Raw genomic sequence first — 23,833 nt, 5'->3', positions numbered from 1 at the left:
TTGACCAGCGATGTCATAGTCGATCTCGCCGCACTGGGCGAGGACTTCACCCGCGACCCCTACCCGGTGTACGCGGGGCTGCGGGCGCAGGGCCCCGTGCACCGCATCCGGATGCCCGAGGGAGCCGACGCCTGGCTCGTCGTCGGGTACGAGGCCGGGCGGGCCGCGCTCGCCGACGACCGGCTCTCCAAGGAGTGGCGCAGGGCCGCACCCGGCCTCGGCGTGCAGACGGTCTCGCCCGCGCCCACCATGCTGAGCTCCGACGCGCCCGCCCACACCCGGCTGCGCAAGCTGGTGACGCGGCACTTCACGCCCCGCCGGGTCGATGAACTCGCCCCGCGCGTCCAGGAGATGACGGACGGCTTCGTCGACGCGATGCTGGCCGCCCCGGACCGCAGGGCCGACCTCGTCGAGGCGCTGTCCTTCCCGCTGCCGATCACGGTCATCTGCGAGCTGATCGGCGTGCCCACGCTCGACCGGGAAACCTTCCGCCAGTGGTCCAACATCTCCATCTCGGCGCCTGCCCTCGAAGACCGGCTCGCCGCCGCGAAGGCGATCGACGAGTACCTGAGGCGCCTGCTCGACGAGAAGCGCGCCGATCCCGGCGACGACCTGATCAGCGCGCTGATCCAGGCCGCCGACGACGAGGACGGCGACCACCTGTCCGGCCCCGAACTCCTCGGCATGGCCTGGCTGCTGCTGGTCGCGGGCCATGAGACCACCGTCAACCTCATCTCCAACGGCATGCTCGCCCTGCTGTCCCACCCCGAGCAACTGGCCGCTCTGCGGGCCGACTTCGACGGGCTCATCGACAACGCGGTCGAGGAGATGCTGCGCTACGACGGGCCCGTCGAGACGCCGACGTACCGCTTCACCAAGGATCCCGTCGAGATCGGCGGCACCCTCATCCCCGGCGGCGGCCAGCTGGTCCTCGTCGCCATGGCCGACGCCAACCGCGACCCGGCGCGCTTCGAGGACCCGCACCGCTTCGACATCCGCCGCGACGCCCGCGGCCACGTCGCCTTCGGCCACGGCATCCACTACTGCCTGGGCGCCCCGCTGGCCCGCCTGGAGGCCCGCATCGCGGTCCGCACGCTGCTGGACCGCTGCCCGGACCTGACCCTGGACATCCATCCGGCGGCGATCCAGTGGCGTACGGGGATGCTGGTGCGGGGCCCGGAGGCGCTGCCGGTCAGGTGGTAGCTCACCCCGCCGGGATCTCCGCCACCCGTACCACCCGCCGCTCCCGGCGCGACACCTCGCAGGCCTCCGCGATGCGCAGCGCGTGCAGGGCGTCGCGGCCGTCGCAGGGGTTCGGCGCCTCGCCCCGTACGAGCCGGACGAAGGCGTCCAGTTCGGCCTCGTAGGCGGGGGCGAAGCGTTCCAGGAAGCCGGGCCACGGCTTGTCGGGGCGGCCGGGGCCGTGCGGTTCGGCGGAGGTCAGCGGGGTGCGGTCGTCCAGGCCGACCGCGAACTGGTCCTGTTCTCCGGCCAGTTCGAGCCGTACGTCGTACCCCGCGCCGTTGCAGCGGGCGGCCGTCGCCGTCGCCAGCGTGCCGTCGTCCAGGGTGAGGACGACGGCCGCCGTGTCCACGTCACCGGCCGCGCGGAACATCGCGGGTCCCGCGTCCGAGCCCATCGCGTACACCTCGGTGACCTCGCGGCCGGTCACCCAGCGCACGATGTCGAAGTCGTGGACCAGGCAGTCGCGGTAGAGCCCGCCCGAGAGCGGCAGGTAGGCGGCGGGCGGCGGTGCCGGGTCGGAGGTGACGGCCCGCACGGTGTGCAGCCGGCCGAGCCGCCCCGAGCGCACGAGGTCCCGGGCGTTGCGGTAGCCCGCGTCGAAGCGGCGCATGAAGCCGAGCTGGAGCTCGGTGCCCGCCGACTCGACCGCGCGGAGGGCCTCCAGCGTCCCCGGCACGTCCAGGGCGACCGGTTTCTCGCAGAAGGCGGGCAGTTGGGCGTGCGCGGCGGCCGTGATGAGCCCGGCGTGCGCGGAGGTCGCCGAGGCGATCACCACCGCATCGACCCCCGAGAACGCCTCCGCCACGGTGGCCGCGGCCGTCGCGCCGGTCAGCGCGGCGACCTCGGCGGCCCGCGCGGCGTCGGTGTCCGCGACCACCAGGTGCTCGACCCCGGGATGCCGGGCGAGGACTCCCGCGTGGAAAGAGCCGATCCGTCCCGTTCCGATCAGTCCGATACGCATGGGCACACCGTGGCCGTGGAGGCTCGTCCTGTCAAGAGTTTGTCCTGACAATCGAACTTCACGACTTCCCGTCAACATCCCGGCGCATTACGCTCGCTCCGTGCCCAAGCAGCCCAGACCAGCGATGGACTTCCCCAAGCCGCTCCAGCTCAGCGTGGACCGCACCAGCCCGGTCCCGCTCTACTTCCAGCTCTCGCAGCAGCTGGAGGCGGCCATCGAGAAGGGCACCCTCACGCCCGGCAGCCTCCTCGGCAACGAGATCGATCTGGCGGGCCGGCTCGGCCTGTCCCGCCCCACGGTCCGCCAGGCCATCCAGGCCCTGGTCGACAAGGGCCTCCTGGTCCGCCGCCGGGGGGTGGGCACCCAGGTCGTGCACAGCCAGGTCAAGCGCCCGCTCGAACTGAGCAGCCTGTACGACGACCTGGAGGCGGCCGGCCAGAAGCCCGCCACCACCGTCCTCCGCAACACCTTCGAGCCGGCCACCGCCGAGGTCGCCGCTGCCCTCGGGGTGCCCGAGGGCAGCGACGTACACCTGGTGGAGCGGCTGCGGTACGCGCACGGCGAGCCCATGGCGCGGCTGCGCAACCACCTGCCGACCGGGCTGCTCCCGCTGGACACGGAGTACCTGGAGGGCACCGGCCTGTACCGGCTGATGCGGGGGGCGGGCATCACGCTGCACAGCGCGCGTCAGACGGTGGGGGCGCGGGCGGCCACCGCGCAGGAGGCCGAGCTCCTCACCGAGACCGAGGGCGCGCCGCTGCTCACCATGGAGCGCACCACCTTCGACGACACCGGCCGGGCCGTCGAGTTCGGCTCGCACATCTACCGGGCCTCGCGCTACTCCTTCGAGTTCCAGCTGCTCGTACGCCCATGAGGGGCGCGGGCGGCCCCGGAGTGCGCCTGGGTAAGAATGTTCGGACAAAGTATTGACGGTGTCGCGGAACCGCCGCTAGAACTCACGTGCCGCAACCGGGCGGCCGGGACAGAAGGCGGAACCCATGCGCACACCCCGCACGGCAACCACGGCGGCCGTGGCCGTCGCCGCACTGGCGCTCGCGCTCGGCGGCTGCAGCAGCTCGGGGGGCAAGAGCTCCGAGGACAAGGGTTCCGGATCGCCGGGCGGCGGCAAGGGCGTGAGCACCCCCCGTCTCAAGATCGCGATGGTGACCCACTCCGGCGAGGGCGACACCTTCTGGGACATCGTCCAGAGCGGCGCGAAACAGGCCGCGGCCAAGGACAACGTCGACTTCCTGTACTCGGCGAACAAGGAGGGGCAGCAGCAGGCGCAGCTGGTGCAGGCGGCCATCGACCAGAAGGTGGACGGCATCGTCGTGACGCTTGCCAAGCCGGAGGCGGTCAAGGACGTCGTCAAGAAGGCCGTCGCCGCGGGGATACCCGTCGTCACGATCAACTCCGGCGCCGACTTCTCCAAGGAGGTCGGCGCGCTCGGCCACATCGGCCAGGACGAGGGCGTGGCCGGTGAGGCGGTCGGCGACGAGCTCAACAATCGGGGCAGGAAGAAGGCCCTGTGTGTCATCCACGAGCAGGGCAACGTCTCCCTGGAGCAGCGCTGTGCGGGAGTGAAGAAGACCTTCCGGGGCAGCGTCGAGAACCTCAATGTCGACGGCACCAACACGCCCGCGTCCACCTCCTCCGTCGAGGCCAAGCTCCAGTCGGCCAAGGACATCGACTCGGTCGTCACGCTCGGCGCGCCGATGGCGGCCGCCGCGGTCAAGGCGAAGGGCGACGCGAACAGCTCCGCCGAGATCGACACCTTCGACCTCAACGCGGCCGTGATCAAGCAGTTCAAGGCCAAGGAGATCGGCTTCGCCGTCGACCAGCAGCCCTACCTCCAGGGCTATCTCGCCGTCGACGAGTTGTGGCTGAACAAGACCAACGGGGACGTGATCGGCGGCGGCCGGCCGGTCCTGACCGGACCCGCGATCGTCACCGAGAAGGACGTGCCGACGCTGGAGAAGTACACCGCCCGCGGTACCCGATGATCGCCCGGCGACCCGGCGTGACCCATACTTGGGCGGCCGGGGCAGGCCTGAACCAGCCCCGGAGGCACCCGGTGGTACAGCAAGAAGGGCACGGCGTCGTGGCAAGGGTTCGGACAGGGGTACGCGTCATGGGCGCGGTGCTGGCAGCGGTGCTCGGGGCCTCCTTGGCGGGGTGCAGCAGCACCGGCGGCAAGCGCGCCGAGGATGCGCGCAAGTCCGCGCAGGCCCAGGGCAGGGCCGCGGTGAACACGCCCCGCTGGAAGATCGCGATGGTCACCCACTCGGGCGACGGCGACACGTTCTGGGACATCGTCCAGAACGGCGCCAAGCAGGCCGCGGTGAAGGACAACATCGACTTCCTCTACTCGCACAGCGACCAGGGGCAGCAGCAGGCGCAGTTCGTGCAGGCCGCCATCGACCAGAAGGTCGACGGCCTCATCGTCACGCTCGCAAAGCCGGACGCCCTCAAAGACGTCGTCGCCAAGGCCGAGAAGGCCGGCATCCCGGTGATCACCGTGAACTCGGGCTCGGAGAAGTCCAAGGAGTTCGGGGCGCTCACCCACATCGGCCAGGACGAGACCATCGCGGGCGAGGCCGTCGGCGACGAGCTCACCAAGCGCGGCAGGAAGAAGGCCCTCTGCGTCCTGCACGAGCAGGGCAACGTCGGCCACGAACAGCGCTGCGCGGGCACCAGGAAGACGTTCAAGGGCGAGGTCCAGAACCTCTACGTCACCGGCACCAACATGCCCGACGTGCAGTCCTCCATCGAGGCCAAGCTCCAGGCCGACCCGTCCATCGACGCCGTGGTCACCCTGGGTGCGCCCTTCGCGGACACCGCCGTCAAGGCCAAGCAGTCGGCCGGCAGCTCCGCCGAGATCGACACCTTCGACCTCAACGCCAAGGTGGCCACGGCCCTGGAGGCCGGCACGCTCGGCTTCGCCGTCGACCAGCAGCCCTACCTCCAGGGGTACGAGGCGGTGGACCTGCTGTGGCTCTACAAGTACAACGCCGACGTCCTCGGCGGCGGTCTCCCGGTCCTGACCGGGCCCCAGATCATCACCAAGGACCAGGCCGCCAAGCTGGAGGAGTACACGAAGCGGGGGACGCGATGAGCGCGACAGACATCGCCGAGGACGAGCGGCTGCTGCGCCGCTCGGTCTGGCGCAAGATCATCGGCCGTCCCGAACTGGGCTCGGTGGTCGGCGCCGGCGCCGTCTTCCTCTTCTTCTCGGTCGTCGCCGGAAGCTTCCTGCAGCCGTCCAGCCTCTCCACCGTCCTGTACGCGGCCTCGACCATCGGCATCATGGCGGTGCCGGTCGCGCTGCTCATGATCGGCGGCGAGTTCGACCTGTCGGCCGGTGTCCTCGTGACGACGTCCGCCCTCGTCTCGTCGATGTTCAGCTATCAGATGACGGCGAACGTCTGGGTGGGAGTGGGGGTTTCCCTCCTGGTCACCCTCGCCATCGGGGCGTTCAACGGCTTCATGCTGACCCGCACCAAGCTCCCGAGCTTCATCATCACGCTCGGTACGTTCCTGATGCTGACCGGCCTCAACCTCGGCTTCACCAAGCTGATCAGCGGCACGGTCTCCACGAAGTCCATCGCCGACATGGAGGGCTTCGAATCGGCGAAGAAGCTCTTCGCCTCCCAGCTGACCGTCGGCTCCGTCGACCTGAAGGTCACCATTCTGTGGTGGTTCGCGCTGGTCGCGGTCGCCACCTGGATCCTGCTGCGGACCCGCTTCGGCAACTGGATCTTCGCGGTCGGCGGCGAGGCGGACGCGGCCCGCGCGGTCGGCGTACCGGTCTTCAAGACGAAGATCGGCCTCTACATGGGTGTCGCGTTCGCGGCCTGGGTCTCCGGCCAGCACCTGCTGTTCTCGTTCGACGTGGTGCAGTCCGGCGAGGGCGTCGGCAACGAGCTGATCTACATCATCGCGGCCGTCATCGGCGGCTGCCTGATCACCGGCGGCTACGGCTCGGCGATCGGCTCCGCCGTGGGCGCCTTCATCTTCGGCATGACCAGCAAGGGCATCGTGTACGCGGAGTGGAACCCGGACTGGTTCAAGTTCTTCCTCGGAGCGATGCTCCTGCTCGCCACCCTCCTCAACGCGTGGGTGCGCAAGCGGGCGGAGGCGACAGCATGACGACGATCCCGGAGAAGACGGCCGAGCGGACAGCGCTCGTCGAGCTCGACGACGTCAGCAAGTACTACGGCAACATCCGCGCCCTCGAAGGCGTCTCCCTGGAGGTGCACGCCGGGGAGATCACCTGCGTACTGGGCGACAACGGAGCCGGCAAGTCCACCCTCATCAAGATCATCGCGGGGCTGCACCGGCACGACGCCGGCGGCTTCCGCATCGAGGGCGAGGACGTCTCGCTGAACAACCCCCGCGAGGCCCTGGACCGCGGCATCGCCACCGTCTACCAGGACCTGGCCGTGGTCCCGCTGATGCCGGTCTGGCGCAACTTCTTCCTCGGCTCCGAGCCCACCAAGGGCAAGGGGCCCTTCAAGCGGCTCGACGTCGAGAAGATGCGCGCCACCACCCGCGCGGAGCTGCTCCGCATGGGCATCGACCTGCGCGACGTCGACCAGCCGATCGGCACGCTGTCCGGCGGCGAGCGCCAGTGCGTCGCCATCGCGCGCGCCGTCTACTTCGGCGCCAAGGTCCTCGTCCTCGACGAGCCGACCGCGGCGCTCGGCGTCAAGCAGTCCGGTGTCGTCCTGAAGTACGTGGCGGCCGCCCGGGACGCCGGGCTGGGCGTGGTTCTCATCACGCACAACCCGCACCACGCCTACCTCGTCGGCGACCGTTTCGTGCTGCTCAAGCGCGGCACGATGACCGGCAGCCACCTGCGCTCCGACATCACCCTGGACGAGCTCACCCGCCAGATGGCGGGCGGCAGCGAGCTCGAAGAGCTCAGCCACGAACTCCAGCGGGCCCCCGCCCCCGGCCACCTCGGCGGCCCGTCCGACAAGGAGTGAGCAGGCCGCCCCGGGCCACCGGGGCGGCCCCCGGCACGCGGTCCGCCACCCCCAGGGGTGGCAGAATCGGCCCCGATGACCACGTACCGCGACTTCGCCCTAGCCCACCGGGGTTCCGCCCGGGCCACCGTGCTGCGCACCGTAGGCACCCGGGAACGCCGCTCGCACCTGACGGCCCCCCGGGTCCCCACCGTCGGCATCGACATCGGCGGTACGAAGGTGATGGCCGGCGTCGTGGACGCGGACGGGAACATCCTGGAGAAGCTCCGCACGGAGACCCCGGACAAGTCCAAGAGCCCCAAGGTCGTCGAGGACACCATCACCGAGCTGGTCCTCGACCTCTCCGACCGGCACGACGTGCACGCGGTCGGCATCGGCGCGGCCGGCTGGGTCGACGCCGACCGCTCCACCATCCTGTTCGCCCCGCACCTCGCCTGGCGCAACGAGCCGCTGCGCGACGCCCTCCAGGCCCGCCTCGCGGTGCCGGTCATGGTCGACAACGACGCCAACACGGCCGCCTGGGCCGAGTGGCGCTTCGGCGCCGGACGCGGCGAGGACCACCTGGTCATGATCACGCTGGGCACCGGCATCGGCGGCGCGATCCTGGAGGACGGGCAGGTCAAGCGCGGCAAGTACGGGGTGGCGGGCGAGTTCGGCCATATGCAGGTCGTGCCCGGCGGACACCGCTGCGCCTGCGGCAACCGCGGCTGCTGGGAGCAGTACAGCTCCGGCAACGCCCTGGTCCGCGAGGCCCGCGAGCTCGCCACGGCCGACTCCCCGGTGGCGTACAACATCATCGAGCGGGTCGGTGGGAACATCCCCGAGATCACCGGGCCGCTCATCACCGAGCTGGCCCGCGAGGGCGACGCCATGTGCGTCGAACTGCTCCAGGACATCGGCCAGTGGCTAGGCGTCGGCATCGCCAACCTGGCGGCCGCGCTCGATCCCTCCTGCTTCGTCATCGGCGGGGGCGTGAGCGCCGCCGACGACCTCCTGATCGGCCCCGCAAGGGACGCCTTCAAGCGCCACCTCACCGGCCGCGGCTACCGCCCCGAGGCGAGGATCGCCAAGGCCCAGCTGGGCCCCGAGGCGGGTATGGTCGGCGCCGCCGACCTCGCCCGCCTGGTGGCCCGCCGCTTCCGCCGGGCCAACCGCCGCCGCGTCGAGCGCTACGAGCGGTACGCCAAGGCCGCCGAAGCCGTCCGCAGGACGGGCACCACCCGCACCACCCAGGGATCCGACTGATGACACCGTCCGACCGCCCCGCGGTGCCGCGCCAGTCCCCGCCGCCGGACGAGAAGCCCCCGGAGACCCGCCGGCACATGATCCGGCGGCGCTGGATCACCGCGGTGATCATCGTGCTGCTCATCGGGGTGCCCGCCGGCTATCTGGCGATCTCCGCCGAGCAGAGCCGCGACAGCGGCCGCGACAAGGAGTCCGAGGCCTCGGCGCACGGCCTCCAGAACGACTGGCCGTCCAAGACCCAGCGGCGCATCTACGACGTGCCGGTCCCCAACGACGCGGTCTCCGTCGCCTACTACGAGACGAACAGCTGGAAGGTCAGCAAGCTGTACGTCCAGTTCAAGACCAGTGCGGCGGGCCTCGCCGAGTTCATGAAGGACGGCGGCACCAGCACGGCCGCGCTCAAGCCCGGCGACGTGACGATCGCCCCCGAGGACGCCCTGAAGGTCGGCTGGACCTTCCCCGCGGGCCACGACTGGGCCGGCACCACCCACGCCCAGAAGGACCCGCTGCCCACCCAGAACATCACCGTCGACGAGACCGACCCGGACAAGCCGGTCGTTTTCGTGGTATCCACGGCAACCCCCTGACCCCACCCGGGGCCGGGCAGCCGCTTCACTACGGTGGAGGTGGAGCAAGTGAGTGGGCGCCCACGACCGGCATCGTGCCGCACGAACGTCAAGTCACGTGAGACAGCCGCTAAGCCTTGATCGGTGCGGCCGACCTGGCGGCCTGCTCGATCTTCGCGCAGTAGGCTGCACGGGCTCCCTCGTCGATCTGCTGCTCGTGTTCGGGGCGCAGCCCGGTCCGGCCGTCGAGGCCCTCGCGGAGGATGTCGGCGTGCCCGGTATGCCGGTTGGACTCGCCGAGGACATGGACCATGACGGCGAACAGGTTCGTGTTGGGACAAGGCTCAGGCCACCACGGCACGTGGCCGGGGGCGTCGAGGGGAAGCTCGTTGATCGTCGCGTCCGAGTGTTCCCACGTGCGCCGGTAGAACCCGATGATCTGATCGCGGGTCTCGTCCTCGGTCGCCCACAGATCGCTGCCGTCGGAGTCCTGCCACCGGGGCAGCGGTTCCGGGGAAGGGCGGTCGAAGACCTCGCCGAAGTACCTGGCCTCGACGGTGGCCACGTGTTTGACCAGGCCGAGGAGGTTGGTCCCGGTCGCTGACAAGGGCCGGCGGGCGTCGTACTCGGACAAGCCGTCGAGTTTCCAGAGCAGCGCCTTGCGATCCCGCCGCAGTCTCCCGTGCAGGTTGTCCTTCGCGAATTCGTCGATCATGCGGCATGAGCCTGCCATGGGCTGCCCGTGGTCTCAAGATCTCCCGTACGCGGTCCGCGACGACCGGCAGAGCCGAGGCCCGGCCATGGCCGCCGCCCCGCAGGGTGCGTACCTGTCAGCCCTGTGCCCCTGACAACCTCGGCCCTACGGCCTGAGCGGTGGTTTCGGGGCAGTCGTGACCTGACGCGGGTTGATGTCGGGGCCGGGGGTGCCGGGCCCCGACGGGAGTGGTGGTCAGCTGAAGTGCCACCGGAAGTACAGGTCGGAGGGATCGCACGGCAGGGTCTGTGGGACGGTGCCGTTGCGGACGCTGGATGTTGCCAGGCAGAGCCCGCTGGATACGTTCTGCCACACCTGGTACCAGCCGGAGGGCGGTCCGTTGGGGTTGTCTGCGAAGTAGACGCGCCACTGCTGCGTGGGTGCGAACCAGTCGCAGGGCGTTGTCATGGAGACGGCTCCGCCTCCCGAGGAGGGCGCGGTGATGCACCAGCCGGTGCGCTGGTTGGTGAAGGTGAACACGCCGGTGTCGGAGTTGTAGCCGGTGATCCATTTCTCGTCTGAGCCGCTGTCGCACGACCACATCTGGAGCTTCGCGTTGTTCTCGGTGGCGTTGTCGAGGCAGTGGCTCGAGTTCCAGACGTTGATCCTGTTGATGCTGTCGGCGTGTGCGGGTGCTGCGGCCACGGCCAGGGCGAGCAGCGCCAGTACTGCGGTGACGAGGGTGAACAGTCTGTGTCGGATGGGCATGGGCGTTCCCGGTTGGGTTGTTGGAGGACTGGCGAGAGGAACGTTTCTGGTGGTCGGTTCCCGGGTGACGGTGTCTCAGGTGTCCCGGGGATCTCTTGCGCGGGGTCCTCTGTGGTGGATTGTGCGTCGAGCCTGGTTGGGCCGGGGTACGGTGTCGAGACGTGCTGTGTTCAGCGGGCCTGTTCGCCGGGCACGCATATGGGCCGGACGCCGTGGACACGGGACTGAGCGGGCACGTGCCCGCTCTCGCCTCGGCGGCGGCGTGCTGAGCCGCAGAGGAGGGCAGCTCAACCCCGGCTTCAGGCGGGTGCCGTCACTTGGGCCGGCCGCCTCAACTGGATCCGCGGCGTACGCAGATGCCGGGGCCGGCTACCGTCAGGGGCGCAGGGAAAGCCGTCCCGTGGGGGCGGACCGCGGGCGGCCGAGGCGGTGAAGAGGCGACTCCGCACTACTTCAATCAGGCCGGACAACCCACTGCCTTCACCAGCGCGGCCGCCGGAATCGGCCGTAGGGCGTACGTAGTTCGTGGGCGGCCGAGTGTCCTGCCGGAGCCGCTCCCACCAGAGCGCAGGAAGAGCCCCGGGACCGTTGTGGTCAGGCGCGGCCGTCGAATGCCGGGCCGAGCAGGACCTGGGCCCAGCGGGCCGGTCCCTCGCCGGGGTCGCTGACGCAGAACCACAGGGTGCAGGTGCCGGACGGGTCCTGGAGCGCGGTGAGTTCGCCGGCCCGGCCGTTCCTGGGGAGTTCGGGACCTCGGCCGCGTTCGACGGGGATCGCGCTGGGGGTCACGGGCAGCGGAGGGCTGAGCGCGTCCGACCGGCGGGGGAGCAGCCGGAGTTGAGCACCTGCCTCCGACTCGAACTGGCCGCCGTTCGCGCTTCCCGGGCCGAGGCCGGACACGCCAGGAGACCCTTCTCCGTGGACGCCGATGCCCAGCGTGCTCTGTCCGCGGACGCCAGGGGCGAGGGTGCTCTTGCCTTCCACGCCGAAGTTGTTCTCGCTCTCGCCGCGTACTCCGCCGTCGTCGCCCTTGCCCCGGACGCCGATACCGCCGGCCCTTCCGAGCACGGCCGACGGATCCTCGGCCTCCCAGGCGGTGTCCCTGGCCGCGCCCTGCGCATAGCCGAGCACGCCGGGTGTGCCGCGCCCGAAGACGCCGGGCAGGGCGGCGCCGCCCGCGCCCAGCACGCCCGCCTGCACCTGCTGTTCCTGCGATTTGTCGCGGGGTGCGCCGTGTACGTAACCGACGACACCGTTCGCCCCGGTGGCCACCACCCCGTTGCCGGCCGCCTGGCCGGGGAAGGCAATGGTCCCCTTGGCATGGATGGCGTCCACCCCCTCGGAAACGCCCCGCAGCACCTTGTCGTTCTCGATCGCCACCCGCAGCACGAAGTCCTCGCCATAGCCGTCGAGCGCTCCGTCCCCTCCCTTGGCAACCAGGATGGTGCGCTCCTCGCTCTCGTTGGTCCGCCCCACGACCATGTCGTCCCCGGCACTGTCGGCTCCCGATCCCATGGCTGTCCTCCTTCGGACGTCAGCCGGCTTTCTGCTCCAACTCCCTTATACGGGCTGGGAAGCCGGACCAACCCGGTCCCGACGGAGTCTGATTCCGTGAACCCAGGAGCCTGGCGTGCGGGTGCAGCGGCGTCTGCCAAGGGATTGCGCCCGAGTGGTGGAAGGACACCGAGATCCAGGCGATCAGAGGGATGAGGATCAGGAGTATCAAGCAGCCCAGTGACTTCGCCGAGGCCGCGGTCTGCCCTCGTGGTTCAGGTGGCACGGCCGTCAATGCCGGTCCCGGGTGGACGAGGAGTCAACTCATCATTGGCCCATGCAGAGCAGGTTCAGTGCCGGTTCGGACGAAGTCTCCCGGGTCCTGCTGTGGCGTCTGCGCACGCATCGAGTGCCCACGACGGGCGGCGCCGCGGGGCCACCCACTGAAGATCGGCCCGAGCTCCTGATCTCGTGGCGCACGCAGCCGTGGAGAGGCCGCCACGGGGCGCCGCTGGGAAACGGCGCCCCGGCGCGGATCAGCCGACGTTCAACGTCAGCGCGGCGGTGTGCAGCTTGTCGCCGGTCTGGAACTGCAGGAACAGCCGCCAGTTGCCGGCCGTGGGCAGTTCGGCGTTGAAGGACAGTTCCGGTCCACCATGGTCGCCGTTGACCTTGGTGGTCGGGTGGAGGTGGGCGAACGCGGCGTCGCCCGCGTGGAAGGCGGTCAGATGGGCGTAGGTGTCGAGGTAGGGCTGGAGGTCGGTGACGGGCTTGCCGCCCTTGGTGACGGTGACGGTCAGCGGGTGGGCCATGCCGGCCATCGGAGCGCCCTTGACGGTGACCGTGTAGCCGTCGGTCTCGGTGGACTTGGCGGCTCCGGGCAGTGGGGTCTTCGTCTCGGTGCCCGGGATGGTGACGGCACGGCTGAGGACGAGCGCCGTGCCCTTGCCGGATCCGCTGTCGGGGGTGAAGGAGGTGAACATGCGCCAGGAGCCGGGCGCGAGAGAGGCCAGGTCGGCGGTCCAGGTGCCGTCGGCGGCCATCGTGGGGTGGACGTGCTGGAAGCCCGTCAGGTCCGAGCGAATGGCGTAGAAGTGCATCCGCTTGGTCTGGTCGACGGCGAAGCTCGTGACCGGCTTACCGTCAGGGCCGCTGATCGCGAACCGGTAGGCAGCCTGCTTGCCGGACTGCAAGGCCGTGTCCTGGCTGGTGAGTCGGTAACCGCCCTTGGTGTCGGACAGGCCGTTGCCGGACGCCATGTGGTCCATGCCAGGCATGTCACCCATGGAGGGCGACGCCTTCATCGAGGGGGACGCGGACGACTTGGCGCCGTGGTCCATACCGGGCATCGAGGAGTTGCCGGAGGAACCGCAAGCGGCCAGCGTCAGCGCGAGTACGGCGGCGGTAGCAGCCGCGGCGAGAGTGCGGCGGCGCACGGTAGGACGAGTGGAAGCGAACATGGTGTGGTCTTTCCGGGTGGGCGCACCACGCCGGGCGGGCGCGCGGAGACGATCGGGTCACGTCGCCGGCCCCGGTAGGAGATCCGGGTTCCGGCGCGGCCCGGTCAGGTCCGCGCGATACACACCTGGAGCAACAGACTTCGCCCGCCCGGTGGCGGCGGTCCGCGCCGCCCCGCCCAGCCCGCGGCCGCAGACCAGCAGACAAGGAACACACCCGCGAACGCCGTGAAGACGGCCGCCAGGCCGCCCATCGGCAGCGGTTTTCCGTCACGAGCAGGCGTCGAGACGCACGTCTCCCGGTCCATCACCGACGTGCCCAAAGCCCGCTGTACGTCGGAATGCGCCACCGACGGCTCCGCCGAAGTCCTCGTCGCAGCGCGGGCCTCGTGCATTCCGGTGGGCGCAGACATCGCACCGTGGCAGCCCTCGGCGGCGGTGGCAGGAGCCCCGTGCATGAGGAACAGCCCGAAGAGAACGGCACACAGCACGAGCAGCCGGGACACTCCCGGCCCGCGCGCCTGTCTGCGGTCCATGGCCGCCCGCTCTCCTTCATGCTCGTACGAGTCCTGCGGTGCGAGCCCGAGAATACCCCCACCGGGTTTCCCCTGGCCTTGTCGTCCGGGCCGGTCCGTGAACGGGCCGGCCGGGGTGAGGCGGCAGGGGTCTTCGAGTGGCGCAGACGAGTCGTTCCCGCCCTGTCGATCCGGACGGGAAAGGCCGGCCGTTCGCTCTCCTTGGCGCCGTGGCTGATAGCTGTCGCTTACGGGCGCTTTATGTAGTGACGTGCATACGCTATGTGCCGTGTCGGTGTGGGTGGTGCTCCGGAGGCGGCAGTCGTCGGCCTGGGCCGCGGTGGTTCTCGCCGTGGTCGTGGCCGGGCTGGTGCATGTCCTGGGGTGTGCACACGGCCCGCAGGACGCCGGCGCCGGTCGGGCGGATGCGTTCCTGAGCGCCCCGTCCACTCCCCTGGAGCACTCTTCGGCGAAGCTGCCGCGCGACGCGGAACCTGCGGAGTGCGCCGGGGTTGACACGCCTGGCTGGGTTCCGGTGGTGGGGGCCGCGGTGGCGGCCCCGGGCGTGGGCGCGGCGGCGCAGGCTGTTGAGTGCGCGGCGGTCCGGCGGCCGGCGCCGTCGGCTGTGGTGCCAGGGGCCGGGCGGGGACAGGGGGCGGCCTTGGCGGCGCTCGGGGTGTGGCGGACCTGATGGGGCCTGCTCCGCGCGCCCGGATCGGCTGACGGGAGTGAGCCGTGGCCGGTCGCGTGCGGTGCTCTGCGCTGTCGGTAGACCCGCATTTCTAGCGACGCGTCCCACCTGCCCGCGCTGCGGGACCGGGGGGCGCGGGAGAGCCACGCGATGAATACCTTTCCCCTGACAGCACTGCCCGCTGCGCCGGCGCAGTTGCTGTCTGCCCCGTCCCTGCCCGCCTGGACCCCCGCGGGGTTGGTGGGTGACACGCCGAGCCTGTGGATCGGCGAACCCTTCACGGCTGCCGGCCGGGGCTTCTGGGCCAAGCTCGAAGGCCACAATCCGGGCGGAATCAAAGACCGTACCGCGCTGTACATGGTGGCCCGTGCTCGCGAGCGCGGCGAACTGCTGCCGGGAGCGCGGATCGTGGAGTCCACCTCCGGCACCCTCGGGCTCGGCCTGGCGCTGGCCGGGGTCGCCTTCGGGCATCCGGTCACCGTGGTCACCGACCCGGGTATGGAGCCGTTGATGACGGGTCTGCTCACCGCCTACGGCGCGGACATCCAGGTCGTGGCGGAGCCGCATCCGGCCGGGGGCTGGCAGCAGGCCCGCCGGACACGGGTCGAGGAACTGCTCGCGCTCCATCCGGGTGCGTGGTGTCCGGACCAGTACAACAACCCGGACAACGTGGCCGCCTACGCGCCGCTGGCCCATGAACTCGTCGCCCAGCTCGGGCGGATCGACACGCTGGTGGTCAGCGTGGGTACCGGCGGGCACTCGGCCGGGATCGGCGCCGTGCTGCGCGGCTTCTTCCCCTCGCTGCGGATCGTCGGGGTCGACACCTGCGGCTCGACCATCTTCGGCCAGCCCGCGGGACCCCGGCTGATGCGGGGACTGGGCAGCAGCATCTATCCGCGCAACGTCGACTACGCGCTGTTCGACGAGGTGCACTGGGTCGCCGCCGGGGAGGCGGTCTGGGCCGCCCGCGCCTTGGCCCGTTCCCGGTACGCGAGCGGGGGATGGAGTGTGGGCGCGGTCGCCCTGGTGGCCCGTCATTTGGCCGCCGTCGGCCCGGCGGAGGAGAAGACCGTGGCGGTGTTCCCCGACGGCCCGCAGCGCTACGTCGGCACGGTTTTCGACGACGCCTGGTGCCGCCGGCACGACCTGCTCGGCTGCGTTCCGGCCGAGGCCCCCGACGAGATCGGCCATCCCGGGGAGCGCACCGTGTCGCGTTGGACGGCATGTACGACCGTGCTGGACCCGGCCCCCGCGGCAACCGGATCCGGTGCGGGCACCGTCGGCCTGACGGGAGCCGCCCGGTGAAAACCCTGTGGTCGACGACCTGTTCGTTCCCGCCCGCCGTGCGGCTGTTGATGGCCAATCAGTTCGCCATCAACCTCGCCTTCTACATGCTCATGCCCTACCTGGCCGCCCATCTCGCGGGTGAACTCGGGCTGGCCGCGTGGGCGGTCGGCCTGGTCCTGGGCGTGCGCAATCTGTCCCAGCAGGGCATGTTCCTCATCGGCGGCACGATCGCCGACCGCTACGGCTACAAGGCGCCGATCATGGCGGGTTGCCTGCTGCGGACGGCCGGGTTCGCGCTGCTGGGGGTCGTGGACAGCCTGCCGGTCCTGGTGATCGCGTCGGCGGCCACCGGGTTCGCCGGTGCACTGTTCAACCCCGCCGTGCGTGCCTACCTCGCGGCCGAGGCGGGGGAGCGGCGGGTGGAGGCGTTCGCGACGTTCAACGTCTACTACCAGGCCGGAATGCTGGCCGGGCCGCTGGTCGGCCTGGCATTGCTGGCCGCCGACTTCCGCCTGGTGTGCCTGGTGGCAGCGGGTATTTTCGCGGCCCTGACACTTCTCCAGGGGCGGGCCCTGCCCGCCCGGCGGGCCGTTGGCAGCGAGGGGCGCGAGAGCGGGGTGTGGGCGCAGTGGCGCTCGGTCGTCGCCAACCGGCCCTTCCTGCTGTTCTCCCTGGCAATGATCGGCTCCTATGTGCTGACCTTCCAGGTCTACCTGTCGCTGCCGCTGGCGGCCGGGGATGCCTTCGGCCGGGCGGGCACGAAGGCGACCAGCTTGCTGTTCGTCATCTCGGCGGCAGTGGCTGTGGCCGGACAGCTGCGGCTGACCGGGTGGGCGAAGGCGCGCTGGAGCGGTGAGCAGGCCCTGGTGCGCGGGCTCGCGCTGATGGGCCTGGCGTTCGCGCCGCTCACCCTGGTCGCCGCAAGCGGCGAAGCCGTGCCGGGTGCTGTGGCGCTGGCCGCACTCGCAGCTGCGGTGATCGCCCTGTCGGCCGGCAGCGCCGTCGTCTATCCCTTCGAGATGGACACCGTCGTCTGCCTGTCCGGCAACCGTCTGGTGGCCACCCATTACGGCCTCTACAACACCGTTTCCGGCCTCGGTATCACCCTGGGGAACCTGGCCACCGGCGCCCTGTGGGACTACGCCGCCGAGCACCACGTGCTGTGGCTGGTGTGGGCCGCCCTGGCCCTGACCGGCGGGGCCTGCGCGAGCGGGGTCTTCGCACTGGCCCGCACCGGGCGGCTCGCCACGCCTCATCAGGCGCCGCAGCCCGCGCTGACCTGATCTGGACTCCGGCAGGACCGGGCGCCGTTGGCGTAAGGAGGGATGTCAGCGAGAACCGGCGCCGGTTCTGCCGGAGCGATGAGCGGCGATGGTGTCCAGGTAGGCAGGCAGCTCAGTGATGTGGGCCAGGGCGTCGCCGGCCGGTCGAGACCGCTCGGCCGGCCGGTGGGGGCGATCAGTAGGCCATGCGTGCCGGCGGTGCGGGGGGCGCCGGGGCTCACCGGCCGTCCCCGGCGGGGGCGGCGGCCCGGTTCCAGGCCGCGTCGCGCAGCAGGCGCAGGCCGTTGAGGCCGACGATGACGGTGGAGCCCTCGTGGCCGAGGACACCGAGCGGCAGCGGAAGGGTGGCCGCCAGGTCCCAGATGACCAGGCCGGTGATGAAGATTCCGGCGATGACCAGGTTCTGGACGACCAGGCGGCGGGCCGCGCGGGACAGGGCGACGACCTTGGGGACGGTGGCGAGTTCGTCTCGGACGACGACCGCGTCGGCGGTCTCCAGGGCGAGGTCGGATCCGGCCCGGCCCATGGCGATGCCGATGTGGGCGGCGGCCAGTGCCGGGGCGTCGTTGACGCCGTCACCGACGACCAGCACCCTTCGCCCGGCCGTCTCCAGTTCACGCACCGCGGTGACCTTGTCCTGGGGCAGCAGGCCCGCGCGGACGTCGGTGATGCCGACCTCGCGGGCGAGGCGGGCCGCGGCGCGCGCGTTGTCGCCGGTCACCAGCAGCGGGGCCGTGCCGGTCAGCGTCTTGAGAACGGTGACGGTGGCGGCGGCGTCCGGACGCAGGCGGTCGGCGAGGCCGAGGATCCCGACCGGGATGCCGTCGCGCTCGACGAGTACCGCGGTGCGGCCGCCGTTCTCCAGCTCCTCGGCGACGGCTGTCGTCCTGGCCGAGCGCGCGTCGGTTGCGCCGCCCAGGAGCCGTGCTGGAGCCCCGACCGCGACCGTGGTGCCGTCGATGGTGGCGGTCACGCCGATGCCGGGCGCGGAGTTGAAGTCCTGCGTCTTGGGGATGCCGAGGCCGCGTTCGCGGGCGGCGTCCACGATGGCGCGTGCGAGGGGGTGTTCGCTGGGGCGCTCGGCGGCGGCCGCCAGGGCCAGCATGGCGCCCTCGTCGAGGCTGCTGCCCGCGAGGGGGCGGATGTCGGTGACGCGGGGAGTGCCTTCCGTCAGGGTGCCCGTCTTGTCCAGGGCGACGGAGTCGATCTGGCCGAGGCGTTCCATCATGACGGCGGACTTGACCAGGACGCCGTGGCGTCCGGCATTCGCGATCGCGGACAGCAGCGGGGGCATGGTCGCCAGGACCACGGCGCACGGCGAGGCGACGATCATGAAGGTCATGGCGCGCACGAGCGAACTGGTGAGGTCGGCGCCGAAAGCGAGTGGGACGGCGAAGACGGCCGGGGTGGCCGCGACCATGCCGAGGCTGTAGCGCTGTTCGACCTTCTCGATGAACAGCTGGGTGGGTGCCTTGGTCTCGGAGGCTTCCTCGACCATGGCCACGATCCGGGCGATCACCGAGTCGGCGGCGTCCCGCTCGACCTTGACCCGCAGCGCGCCGGTGCCGTTCAGGGTGCCGGCGAAGACCTCGTCGCCCGTCCCCTTCGCGACCGGGAGGGGTTCGCCCGTGATGGTGGCCTGGTCGACCTCGCTCGCCCCGTCCAGCACGCGCCCGTCGGCGCCGACACGCTCGCCGGGGTGGATCAGGATGGTGTCTCCGACGGCCAAGTCGGCGGTGGCGACGGTCAGTTCGCTTCCGTCGTCGGCCAGCCGTGTGGCGGTGGTGGGGGCAAGGTCGAGGAGGCCGCGGACGGCGTCCTGGGTGCGGGCGGTGGCCAGCGCTTCCAGGGCGCCGGAGGTGGCGAAGATGACGATCAGCAGTGCGCCGTCCATCACCTGGCCGATCGCCGCCGCGCCGATCGCGGCCACGATCATCAGCAGGTCCACATCCAGGGTCTTCTCGCGCAGGGCCGTCAGCCCGGCCCAGGCCGGTTCCCAGCCGCCGGTCACGTACGCCAGCGCGTACAGCGGGCCCCAGGCCCAGGCCGGGGCGCCGGTCAGCTGGAGCGGCAGCGCGATCAGGAACAGCACCAGCGCGGCCGCGGCCCAGCGGGCCTCGGCCTGCGCGAACACACGGGTACGTCGCCGGGGGCCTGCCGCGCCGCGCGCAGCCGCGGCGGATGCCGGGCGTTCGGTGAGGGTGGAAGACATGCCAAAGGGACCCTTCGCGGGCGTGGGGACGGCAGCACCTCCACCGTACAGGAAAGAATGAACACCTCTTCATTGGTCGTCTGTAGGATGGCCGCCATGGGCCACGGAGTCGACGACAACACCACCGCCACCCCCCGCGAACGCCTCGATGCCGCCGGGGCCGGCGACGTCGCCTCCACGCTCCAGGCGCTGGCCACACCCTCGCGTCTCTACATCCTCGCCCGCCTCCAGGAGGGCCCGTGTGCGGCCGGTGAGCTGGCCGAGGCCGTAGGCATGGAACAGTCCGCCTGCTCCCACCAGTTGCGGCTGCTGCGCAACCTCGGCCTGGTCACCGGCGAGCGCCGGGGCCGCTCCATCGTGTACCGCCTGTACGACAACCACGTGGCGGAACTCCTGGAACAAGCCCTCTATCACGTGGAACATCTGCGCCTGGGCCTCCGCGACAGCCCCGCCGACGCCGACAGCGCGGCAACCGCAGAGCCGGCCGCCGCCAAGCGCTGACCGCCTCGCCCCGCTGTGAATCCCGGGTGTGCTCCCGATGTCAGACGCCTGCCGGTGTCTGCCGGACGGCGGGCCAGCATCGGTGGAGCTGGTCGATGCGGTAGTCGTGGGTGTGCCGCCGTCCGTCGCCCGTCGGGCCGGCTCCGGTCAAGTGCGGGTGATCCGCCGGGAGTTCGGGGTGTACGTGGTCGAGCGCGGCAGGGTCTCTGCGTGGCCAGAGACGTACCGCCGCTGCCGAGGCGATCAGCGCGAGCGCGGCGAGCGCGGCGGCAGCGACAGGCAATCCGGCACCGGCGGCGAGCCAGCCCGCGAGCGGGTAGGTGAGGAGCCAGCAGCTGTGGGACAGCGAGAACTGGGCGGCGAACGCGGCAGGCAGGTCGGCTGTGGTTGCCGAGCGCCGCAGCAGCCGGCCGGCGGGGGTCAGTACGACGGAAGAGGCCGCGCCGAGTAGTGCCCAGGCGCTGAGCAGAGCAGGCCACGACCAGGCCCCCGGAGCCGGGGCGGTCCCAAGTGAGAGCGCGGCGAGCACGCCCGCCAGGGTGAAGGCGGCGGGCAGCATCAAAGCCCGTTCGCTCGCCCGGTCCAGTACCCGTGGCAGTAGCAGGGCGGCGGTCATCGAGCCTGCGCCGTACGCTCCGAGCGCGAGCGAGACGTCGCCTGCCGCCCGGCCGAGGCTGTCGCGGACGAGCACCACCGTGTTCACGGTGACCATCGCGCCGCCCGCCGCGACGGCCAGGTCCAGCGCGAGCAGGGCCCGCAGCCGCGGAGTGGCGAGGAACAGCCGGGTGCCGAAGGCGGCCTTGGCGTACACGCCCCCGGCGCGCTCGACCGGCTCGGGCTTGGGCAGCAGGACGGACACCACCAGGGCTGCCGAGCCGAGGAAGCCCACGGTCGTACCGGCGAACAGCCAGTTGTACGTGATCAGCGACAGCAGTCCGGCCGCCAGTGCCGGGCTGAACAGGCTCTCCAGGTCATAGGCGAGGCGCGACATCGACAGCGCCTGGGTGTAGTCGCGCTCGGCGGGCAGGACTTCGGGGATGGTGGCCTGGAAGGCCGGGGTGAAGGCGGCCGAGGCGGACTGGAGCAGGAAGATCAGGACGTACACCTGCCACACCTGCGTCACGAACGGCAACGCGAGTGCGACCCCGGCCCGGGTGAGGTCCATGGAGACGAGGAGCACGCGCCGGGGTATCCGGTCGGCGAACGCGCTCACCACGGGCGCGATGCCCACGTACGCGACCATCTTGATGGCCAGGGCGGTGCCGAGGACGGCGGAGGCGTTGGATCCGGCGATGTCGTAGGCGAGCAGGCTCAGGGCCACGGTCGCAAGGCCCGTCCCGACCAGGGCGATGACCTGGGCGGCGAACAGATGCCGGTAGGTGCGGTTGCGCAGGACGGCGAGCATGCGGCGAGTCCTCGGTCGGCGGGCCAGGGGATACCCACCACGATAGTGCACATGTGCGCATGCATGCACGCGTTAGTGATGTGGATCCCGGGACTGCCCCCCATCGGGGCCGCTCAGTCGTGCCAGGGCTCTCCGGTGACCTGGTGGTCGGCGTGGCTGATCGCCTCGACGACCAGGCGCCGCAAGTGTCCGTCGGTCAGTGCGTAGACCGAGCGCCGTCCGTCCTTGCGGGACTCCACGAGGCCGGCCAGCCGCAGCTTGGCCAGGTGCTGGCTCACTGCCGGACGCGCGACGCCGCAGGCTGCCGTCAGCGCGGTGACATCGGCCTCGTTCCGGGCGAGCAGCCACACCAGCTGAAGTCGGGTGGGATCGGCCAGCAGCGCGAAGACGCCCGCCGCCGCCGTGAGCTGGCGGGGGCCAGGGGTGTGCTGATGCGCATCGTTCGCTGGTGGGGCTTCGTCGCGTGCGGCCATGGAGTCATCGTATGCAGCCGCACGCCCGCCACGGATGCACGCGGCAGGGCTGCACGGCCTGGGGGCCGGGGTGTTGGGTCTACAGCGGGGCGAGAAGCATGAGGATCTCGTCCCGGTCGTCTCCGGGAGACAGGCGCAGGGCGCCGGGCCGTCGGCCGATCTCCTTCCAGCCGAGGCGGCTGTAGAAGTCTTCGAGTCCGGCGCCGCCGCGAGCCGCCAGGTGGAGCTGTTCCAGGCCCATCTCCTCTCGGGCGGCCTCGCGGGCCCGGTTCATCAGGGCAGCGCCGATGCCCTGCCCGCGTGCGGCCAGTCGGGTCTGGACGTGGTGCACGGTGCCCCAGTGCGCGACGACCGGATGCGGGTCGCGGCGGATGTTCAGCCACCCGGCGAGGGCGCCGTCGACGGTGGCGATCACCAGGCGGCTGCGCTGCGGGTCGAGGCCCTCGATGATCAGGTCGGCCGCAGCGGTGACCTCGTGAGGATCGACCGGTGAGAAGGGGAAGCCGGCGGCGCCACCGGCGTCGCTGACCTCGATCCAGCAGTCGATCAAGCTCTGCCTCGTCGCAGCGCTGATCTCGTGCGGGTGAGTGAGCTGGACGAAGCCGGGGGCGTTGCTGCTGGTCATGGGAGCGAGTGTCGCAAACGGCTGGCCCGCGAGTCCGGCCGGGCTCGCGGGCCAGCCTTCCGGGTCAGCTGCTGTGGGCGGCCACGGCCGATGCCAGCCGCGCGGAGGCGAACGGCGTGCCGCACACAAAACGCAGCACGGGCCCGAACGAGCCCGCCGCCGGCAGCCCGGTGAAGTACAGCCCGGGCACGGACGACCCCAACCCCTTGTCCAAGCGCGGGAAGGTCACGCAGCCACCAGGCGCCACACGGCCCCAGCACGTGCCGACAGCATCCCGGCCGGCATGTTCTTAACCCAGCTCACCACCGGCGGGCCGACCACCCGCACCGGCAGGCCACGCGCCCGCGGGACACGAAGGTCGAAGTCGCCATCGCGGTCCATCACGAGGTGTGCGCGGTCCGCTGCCACCCGTGCGAGGCCGGGCAGAACCCGCTCCGCCCCGGTGAGCCTGGCCCAACGCCGGTCGGCGACCGGTCCACTCCGCCCGCTGCGGCGCCACCTGCCCGCTGTGCAACGTCCACGAGGCATGCGCCGCCCGGGGGCGCATTCAAGCCCTGCTCCGAAGGCGGGACGGGATCCGGGCCGTCTCTGGGATGTGGCGAGAAGCGAGTGGCGGCCAGTGGGGGAGGGCGGGGTCGGGGACTGTCCCAGGGCTTTCCGGGGTTCGGCGGGACGGGTGGGACGGGATCGGTGGGGCGACGGCGGTCGCGGGCGCGTTGTTAGCTTTCGGCCGTCGCCCTCCGGCGGCATGTTCCGGTCACGCTCCTCAAGGGGAATCCAGTCATGAAGCGCACACTCGCCGGCTTCGCCGCCATCGCCACGATCGCGCTGGGCGCACTCGCCACCGGCGCGCCGACGGCATCCGCCGCGGCACCGGTCTGCTCCAGCTTCGGCGGGTACACCGATGCCGCCGGCTACACGACCGGGGTACCGCTCGACGCGGCTCAGAGCAACTACTGCAGCCTGCGTGCGGGCGACTCCGGCGGCGGTGTCCGCGAGCTCCAGAAGACCCTCAACGGGTGCTACTACGACGGAGTCACCTACCTCAAGGAGGACGGCCAGTTCGGCCCCGCCACCACAAAGGCCCTCAAGCGGGCGCAGGGGCTGGCGGGCGTCACCCCCGACGGCATCTACGGGCCGAACACCCGTGACGCCCTTCGCTGGTACTGGAGCCTGAACTGGCAGCCGCGGTGCCTGCGCCTGACCGCCGCGCCGCAGCCGCTGCGCTAGCCGGGCCGTGCCCTTCCGGGGGCTGCCCTCCCCGGAAGGGCAGCCGCGGCGGACGCGGGTGGTCACGATGCGGTGCCGGCGGGCCGCGGTGAGGTCGTGCGCGCGGCCCGGTGGGACGGGCGAGAGCCAGCACACTTTGCCCACGAGGTCGTTCGCCGCCGGCACGCGCGGAGTGAGACCCACTCGGCCGACA

The 23,833-nt window shown here is 71.3% G+C and carries 22 protein-coding genes and 1 pseudogene; 12 read left to right on the top strand and 11 right to left on the bottom strand.

Features of this window, described 5'->3' with window-relative positions; genetic code table 11:
- Positions 1-1,203, top strand: a complete 1,203-nt coding sequence (locus tag ACSHXC_RS08040; protein WP_438290899.1) for a cytochrome P450 family protein — start codon at positions 1-3, stop codon at positions 1,201-1,203.
- Between the two features lies 1 nt (position 1,204).
- Here ACSHXC_RS08040 and ACSHXC_RS08035 read toward each other — a convergent pair whose 3' ends face one another.
- Positions 1,205-2,206 (bottom strand): Gfo/Idh/MocA family protein, encoded by a 1,002-nt coding sequence (locus tag ACSHXC_RS08035; protein WP_438290898.1) that lies wholly within the window; start codon positions 2,204-2,206, stop codon positions 1,205-1,207.
- A gap of 124 nt (positions 2,207-2,330) precedes the next feature.
- Between ACSHXC_RS08035 and ACSHXC_RS08030 the strand changes: the two genes are divergently transcribed.
- The 7 genes from ACSHXC_RS08030 to ACSHXC_RS08000 all read left to right on the top strand — a co-directional run bounded on the left by ACSHXC_RS08030 (position 2,331) and on the right by ACSHXC_RS08000 (position 9,026).
- Entirely contained in the window at positions 2,331-3,080 is a 750-nt protein-coding gene (locus ACSHXC_RS08030) for a GntR family transcriptional regulator (protein WP_438296480.1), read from the top strand.
- A 124-nt stretch (positions 3,081-3,204) separates the two neighbouring features.
- On the top strand, positions 3,205-4,209 hold the full coding sequence (locus ACSHXC_RS08025) for a substrate-binding domain-containing protein (RefSeq protein ID WP_438290897.1): 1,005 nt from the start codon (positions 3,205-3,207) through the stop codon (positions 4,207-4,209).
- 98 nt (positions 4,210-4,307) lie between these two features.
- Entirely contained in the window at positions 4,308-5,321 is a 1,014-nt protein-coding gene (locus ACSHXC_RS08020; RefSeq protein ID WP_438290896.1) for a sugar ABC transporter substrate-binding protein, read from the top strand.
- A complete protein-coding gene (locus ACSHXC_RS08015) occupies positions 5,318-6,355 on the top strand; it encodes an ABC transporter permease (protein ID WP_189964628.1) in 1,038 nt (345 codons plus the stop codon). The genes ACSHXC_RS08020 and ACSHXC_RS08015 overlap by 4 nt, the downstream gene beginning before the upstream one ends.
- The gene (locus ACSHXC_RS08010) at positions 6,352-7,194 is read left to right on the top strand and encodes an ATP-binding cassette domain-containing protein (RefSeq protein WP_438290895.1); all 843 of its coding nucleotides are present in this window, start codon (positions 6,352-6,354) and stop codon (positions 7,192-7,194) included. Before ACSHXC_RS08015 ends, ACSHXC_RS08010 begins: the two co-directional genes overlap by 4 nt.
- Positions 7,195-7,269: 75 nt before the next feature.
- Positions 7,270-8,439: an ROK family glucokinase gene (locus ACSHXC_RS08005; protein ID WP_438290894.1), complete on the top strand. Its 1,170-nt coding sequence runs from the start codon at positions 7,270-7,272 to the stop codon at positions 8,437-8,439.
- On the top strand, positions 8,439-9,026 hold the full coding sequence (locus ACSHXC_RS08000; RefSeq protein ID WP_438290893.1) for a hypothetical protein: 588 nt from the start codon (positions 8,439-8,441) through the stop codon (positions 9,024-9,026). Before ACSHXC_RS08005 ends, ACSHXC_RS08000 begins: the two co-directional genes overlap by 1 nt.
- A gap of 109 nt (positions 9,027-9,135) precedes the next feature.
- Here ACSHXC_RS08000 and ACSHXC_RS07995 read toward each other — a convergent pair whose 3' ends face one another.
- The 5 genes from ACSHXC_RS07995 to ACSHXC_RS07975 form a co-directional block, all read right to left on the bottom strand.
- Complete coding sequence (locus tag ACSHXC_RS07995; RefSeq protein WP_438290892.1) at positions 9,136-9,720, bottom strand: DinB family protein; 585 nt, start codon at positions 9,718-9,720, stop codon at positions 9,136-9,138.
- 234 nt (positions 9,721-9,954) lie between these two features.
- Positions 9,955-10,467, bottom strand: coding sequence for an RICIN domain-containing protein (locus ACSHXC_RS07990; RefSeq protein ID WP_438290891.1), 513 nt, complete (start codon positions 10,465-10,467; stop codon positions 9,955-9,957).
- A 594-nt stretch (positions 10,468-11,061) separates the two neighbouring features.
- Positions 11,062-11,982: a hypothetical protein gene (locus tag ACSHXC_RS07985; protein ID WP_438290890.1), complete on the bottom strand. Its 921-nt coding sequence runs from the start codon at positions 11,980-11,982 to the stop codon at positions 11,062-11,064.
- A 515-nt stretch (positions 11,983-12,497) separates the two neighbouring features.
- The gene (locus ACSHXC_RS07980; RefSeq protein WP_438290889.1) at positions 12,498-13,421 is read right to left on the bottom strand and encodes a hypothetical protein; all 924 of its coding nucleotides are present in this window, start codon (positions 13,419-13,421) and stop codon (positions 12,498-12,500) included.
- A gap of 104 nt (positions 13,422-13,525) precedes the next feature.
- Positions 13,526-13,954 carry a hypothetical protein gene (locus ACSHXC_RS07975; protein WP_438290888.1) on the bottom strand — a complete coding sequence of 143 codons (429 nt, stop codon included), beginning with the start codon at positions 13,952-13,954 and terminating at the stop codon, positions 13,526-13,528.
- Between the two features lie 820 nt (positions 13,955-14,774).
- On the opposite strand from ACSHXC_RS07975, the gene ACSHXC_RS07970 reads away from it, so the two are divergent.
- On the top strand, positions 14,775-15,929 hold the full coding sequence (locus ACSHXC_RS07970) for a PLP-dependent cysteine synthase family protein (protein WP_438290887.1): 1,155 nt from the start codon (positions 14,775-14,777) through the stop codon (positions 15,927-15,929).
- The gene (locus ACSHXC_RS07965) at positions 15,926-17,194 is read left to right on the top strand and encodes an MFS transporter (protein WP_438290886.1); all 1,269 of its coding nucleotides are present in this window, start codon (positions 15,926-15,928) and stop codon (positions 17,192-17,194) included. The genes ACSHXC_RS07970 and ACSHXC_RS07965 overlap by 4 nt, the downstream gene beginning before the upstream one ends.
- A gap of 217 nt (positions 17,195-17,411) precedes the next feature.
- Here the strand turns inward: ACSHXC_RS07965 and ACSHXC_RS07960 are convergent, their stop codons facing one another.
- A complete protein-coding gene (locus ACSHXC_RS07960) occupies positions 17,412-19,406 on the bottom strand; it encodes a heavy metal translocating P-type ATPase (protein ID WP_438290885.1) in 1,995 nt (664 codons plus the stop codon).
- A gap of 96 nt (positions 19,407-19,502) precedes the next feature.
- On the opposite strand from ACSHXC_RS07960, the gene ACSHXC_RS07955 reads away from it, so the two are divergent.
- A complete protein-coding gene (locus ACSHXC_RS07955; protein ID WP_438290884.1) occupies positions 19,503-19,907 on the top strand; it encodes an ArsR/SmtB family transcription factor in 405 nt (134 codons plus the stop codon).
- Positions 19,908-19,947: 40 nt separating this feature from the next.
- On the opposite strand, the gene ACSHXC_RS07950 is transcribed toward ACSHXC_RS07955, so the two are convergent.
- The 4 genes and pseudogenes from ACSHXC_RS07950 to ACSHXC_RS07935 form a co-directional block, all read right to left on the bottom strand.
- Positions 19,948-21,312 (bottom strand): MFS transporter, encoded by a 1,365-nt coding sequence (locus tag ACSHXC_RS07950; protein WP_438290883.1) that lies wholly within the window; start codon positions 21,310-21,312, stop codon positions 19,948-19,950.
- A gap of 113 nt (positions 21,313-21,425) precedes the next feature.
- Positions 21,426-21,785 carry an ArsR/SmtB family transcription factor gene (locus ACSHXC_RS07945; protein WP_438290882.1) on the bottom strand — a complete coding sequence of 120 codons (360 nt, stop codon included), beginning with the start codon at positions 21,783-21,785 and terminating at the stop codon, positions 21,426-21,428.
- 79 nt (positions 21,786-21,864) lie between these two features.
- Positions 21,865-22,410, bottom strand: coding sequence for an N-acetyltransferase family protein (locus tag ACSHXC_RS07940; RefSeq protein ID WP_438290880.1), 546 nt, complete (start codon positions 22,408-22,410; stop codon positions 21,865-21,867).
- A 64-nt stretch (positions 22,411-22,474) separates the two neighbouring features.
- Positions 22,475-22,630, bottom strand: a pseudogene (locus ACSHXC_RS07935) (NAD(P)/FAD-dependent oxidoreductase); the annotation flags it as partial.
- Between the two features lie 563 nt (positions 22,631-23,193).
- Here ACSHXC_RS07935 and ACSHXC_RS07930 point away from each other — a divergent pair.
- Complete coding sequence (locus ACSHXC_RS07930; protein WP_438290879.1) at positions 23,194-23,640, top strand: peptidoglycan-binding domain-containing protein; 447 nt, start codon at positions 23,194-23,196, stop codon at positions 23,638-23,640.
- The last annotated feature ends 193 nt before the right edge of the window (positions 23,641-23,833 follow it).

Source organism: Streptomyces sp. HUAS TT7, assembly GCF_051550175.1.
Classification (GTDB): Bacteria; Actinomycetota; Actinomycetes; order Streptomycetales; family Streptomycetaceae; genus Streptomyces.
Note: the sequence above shows the minus strand (reverse complement) of the source record. Positions and strands in the feature narration are given on the sequence as shown.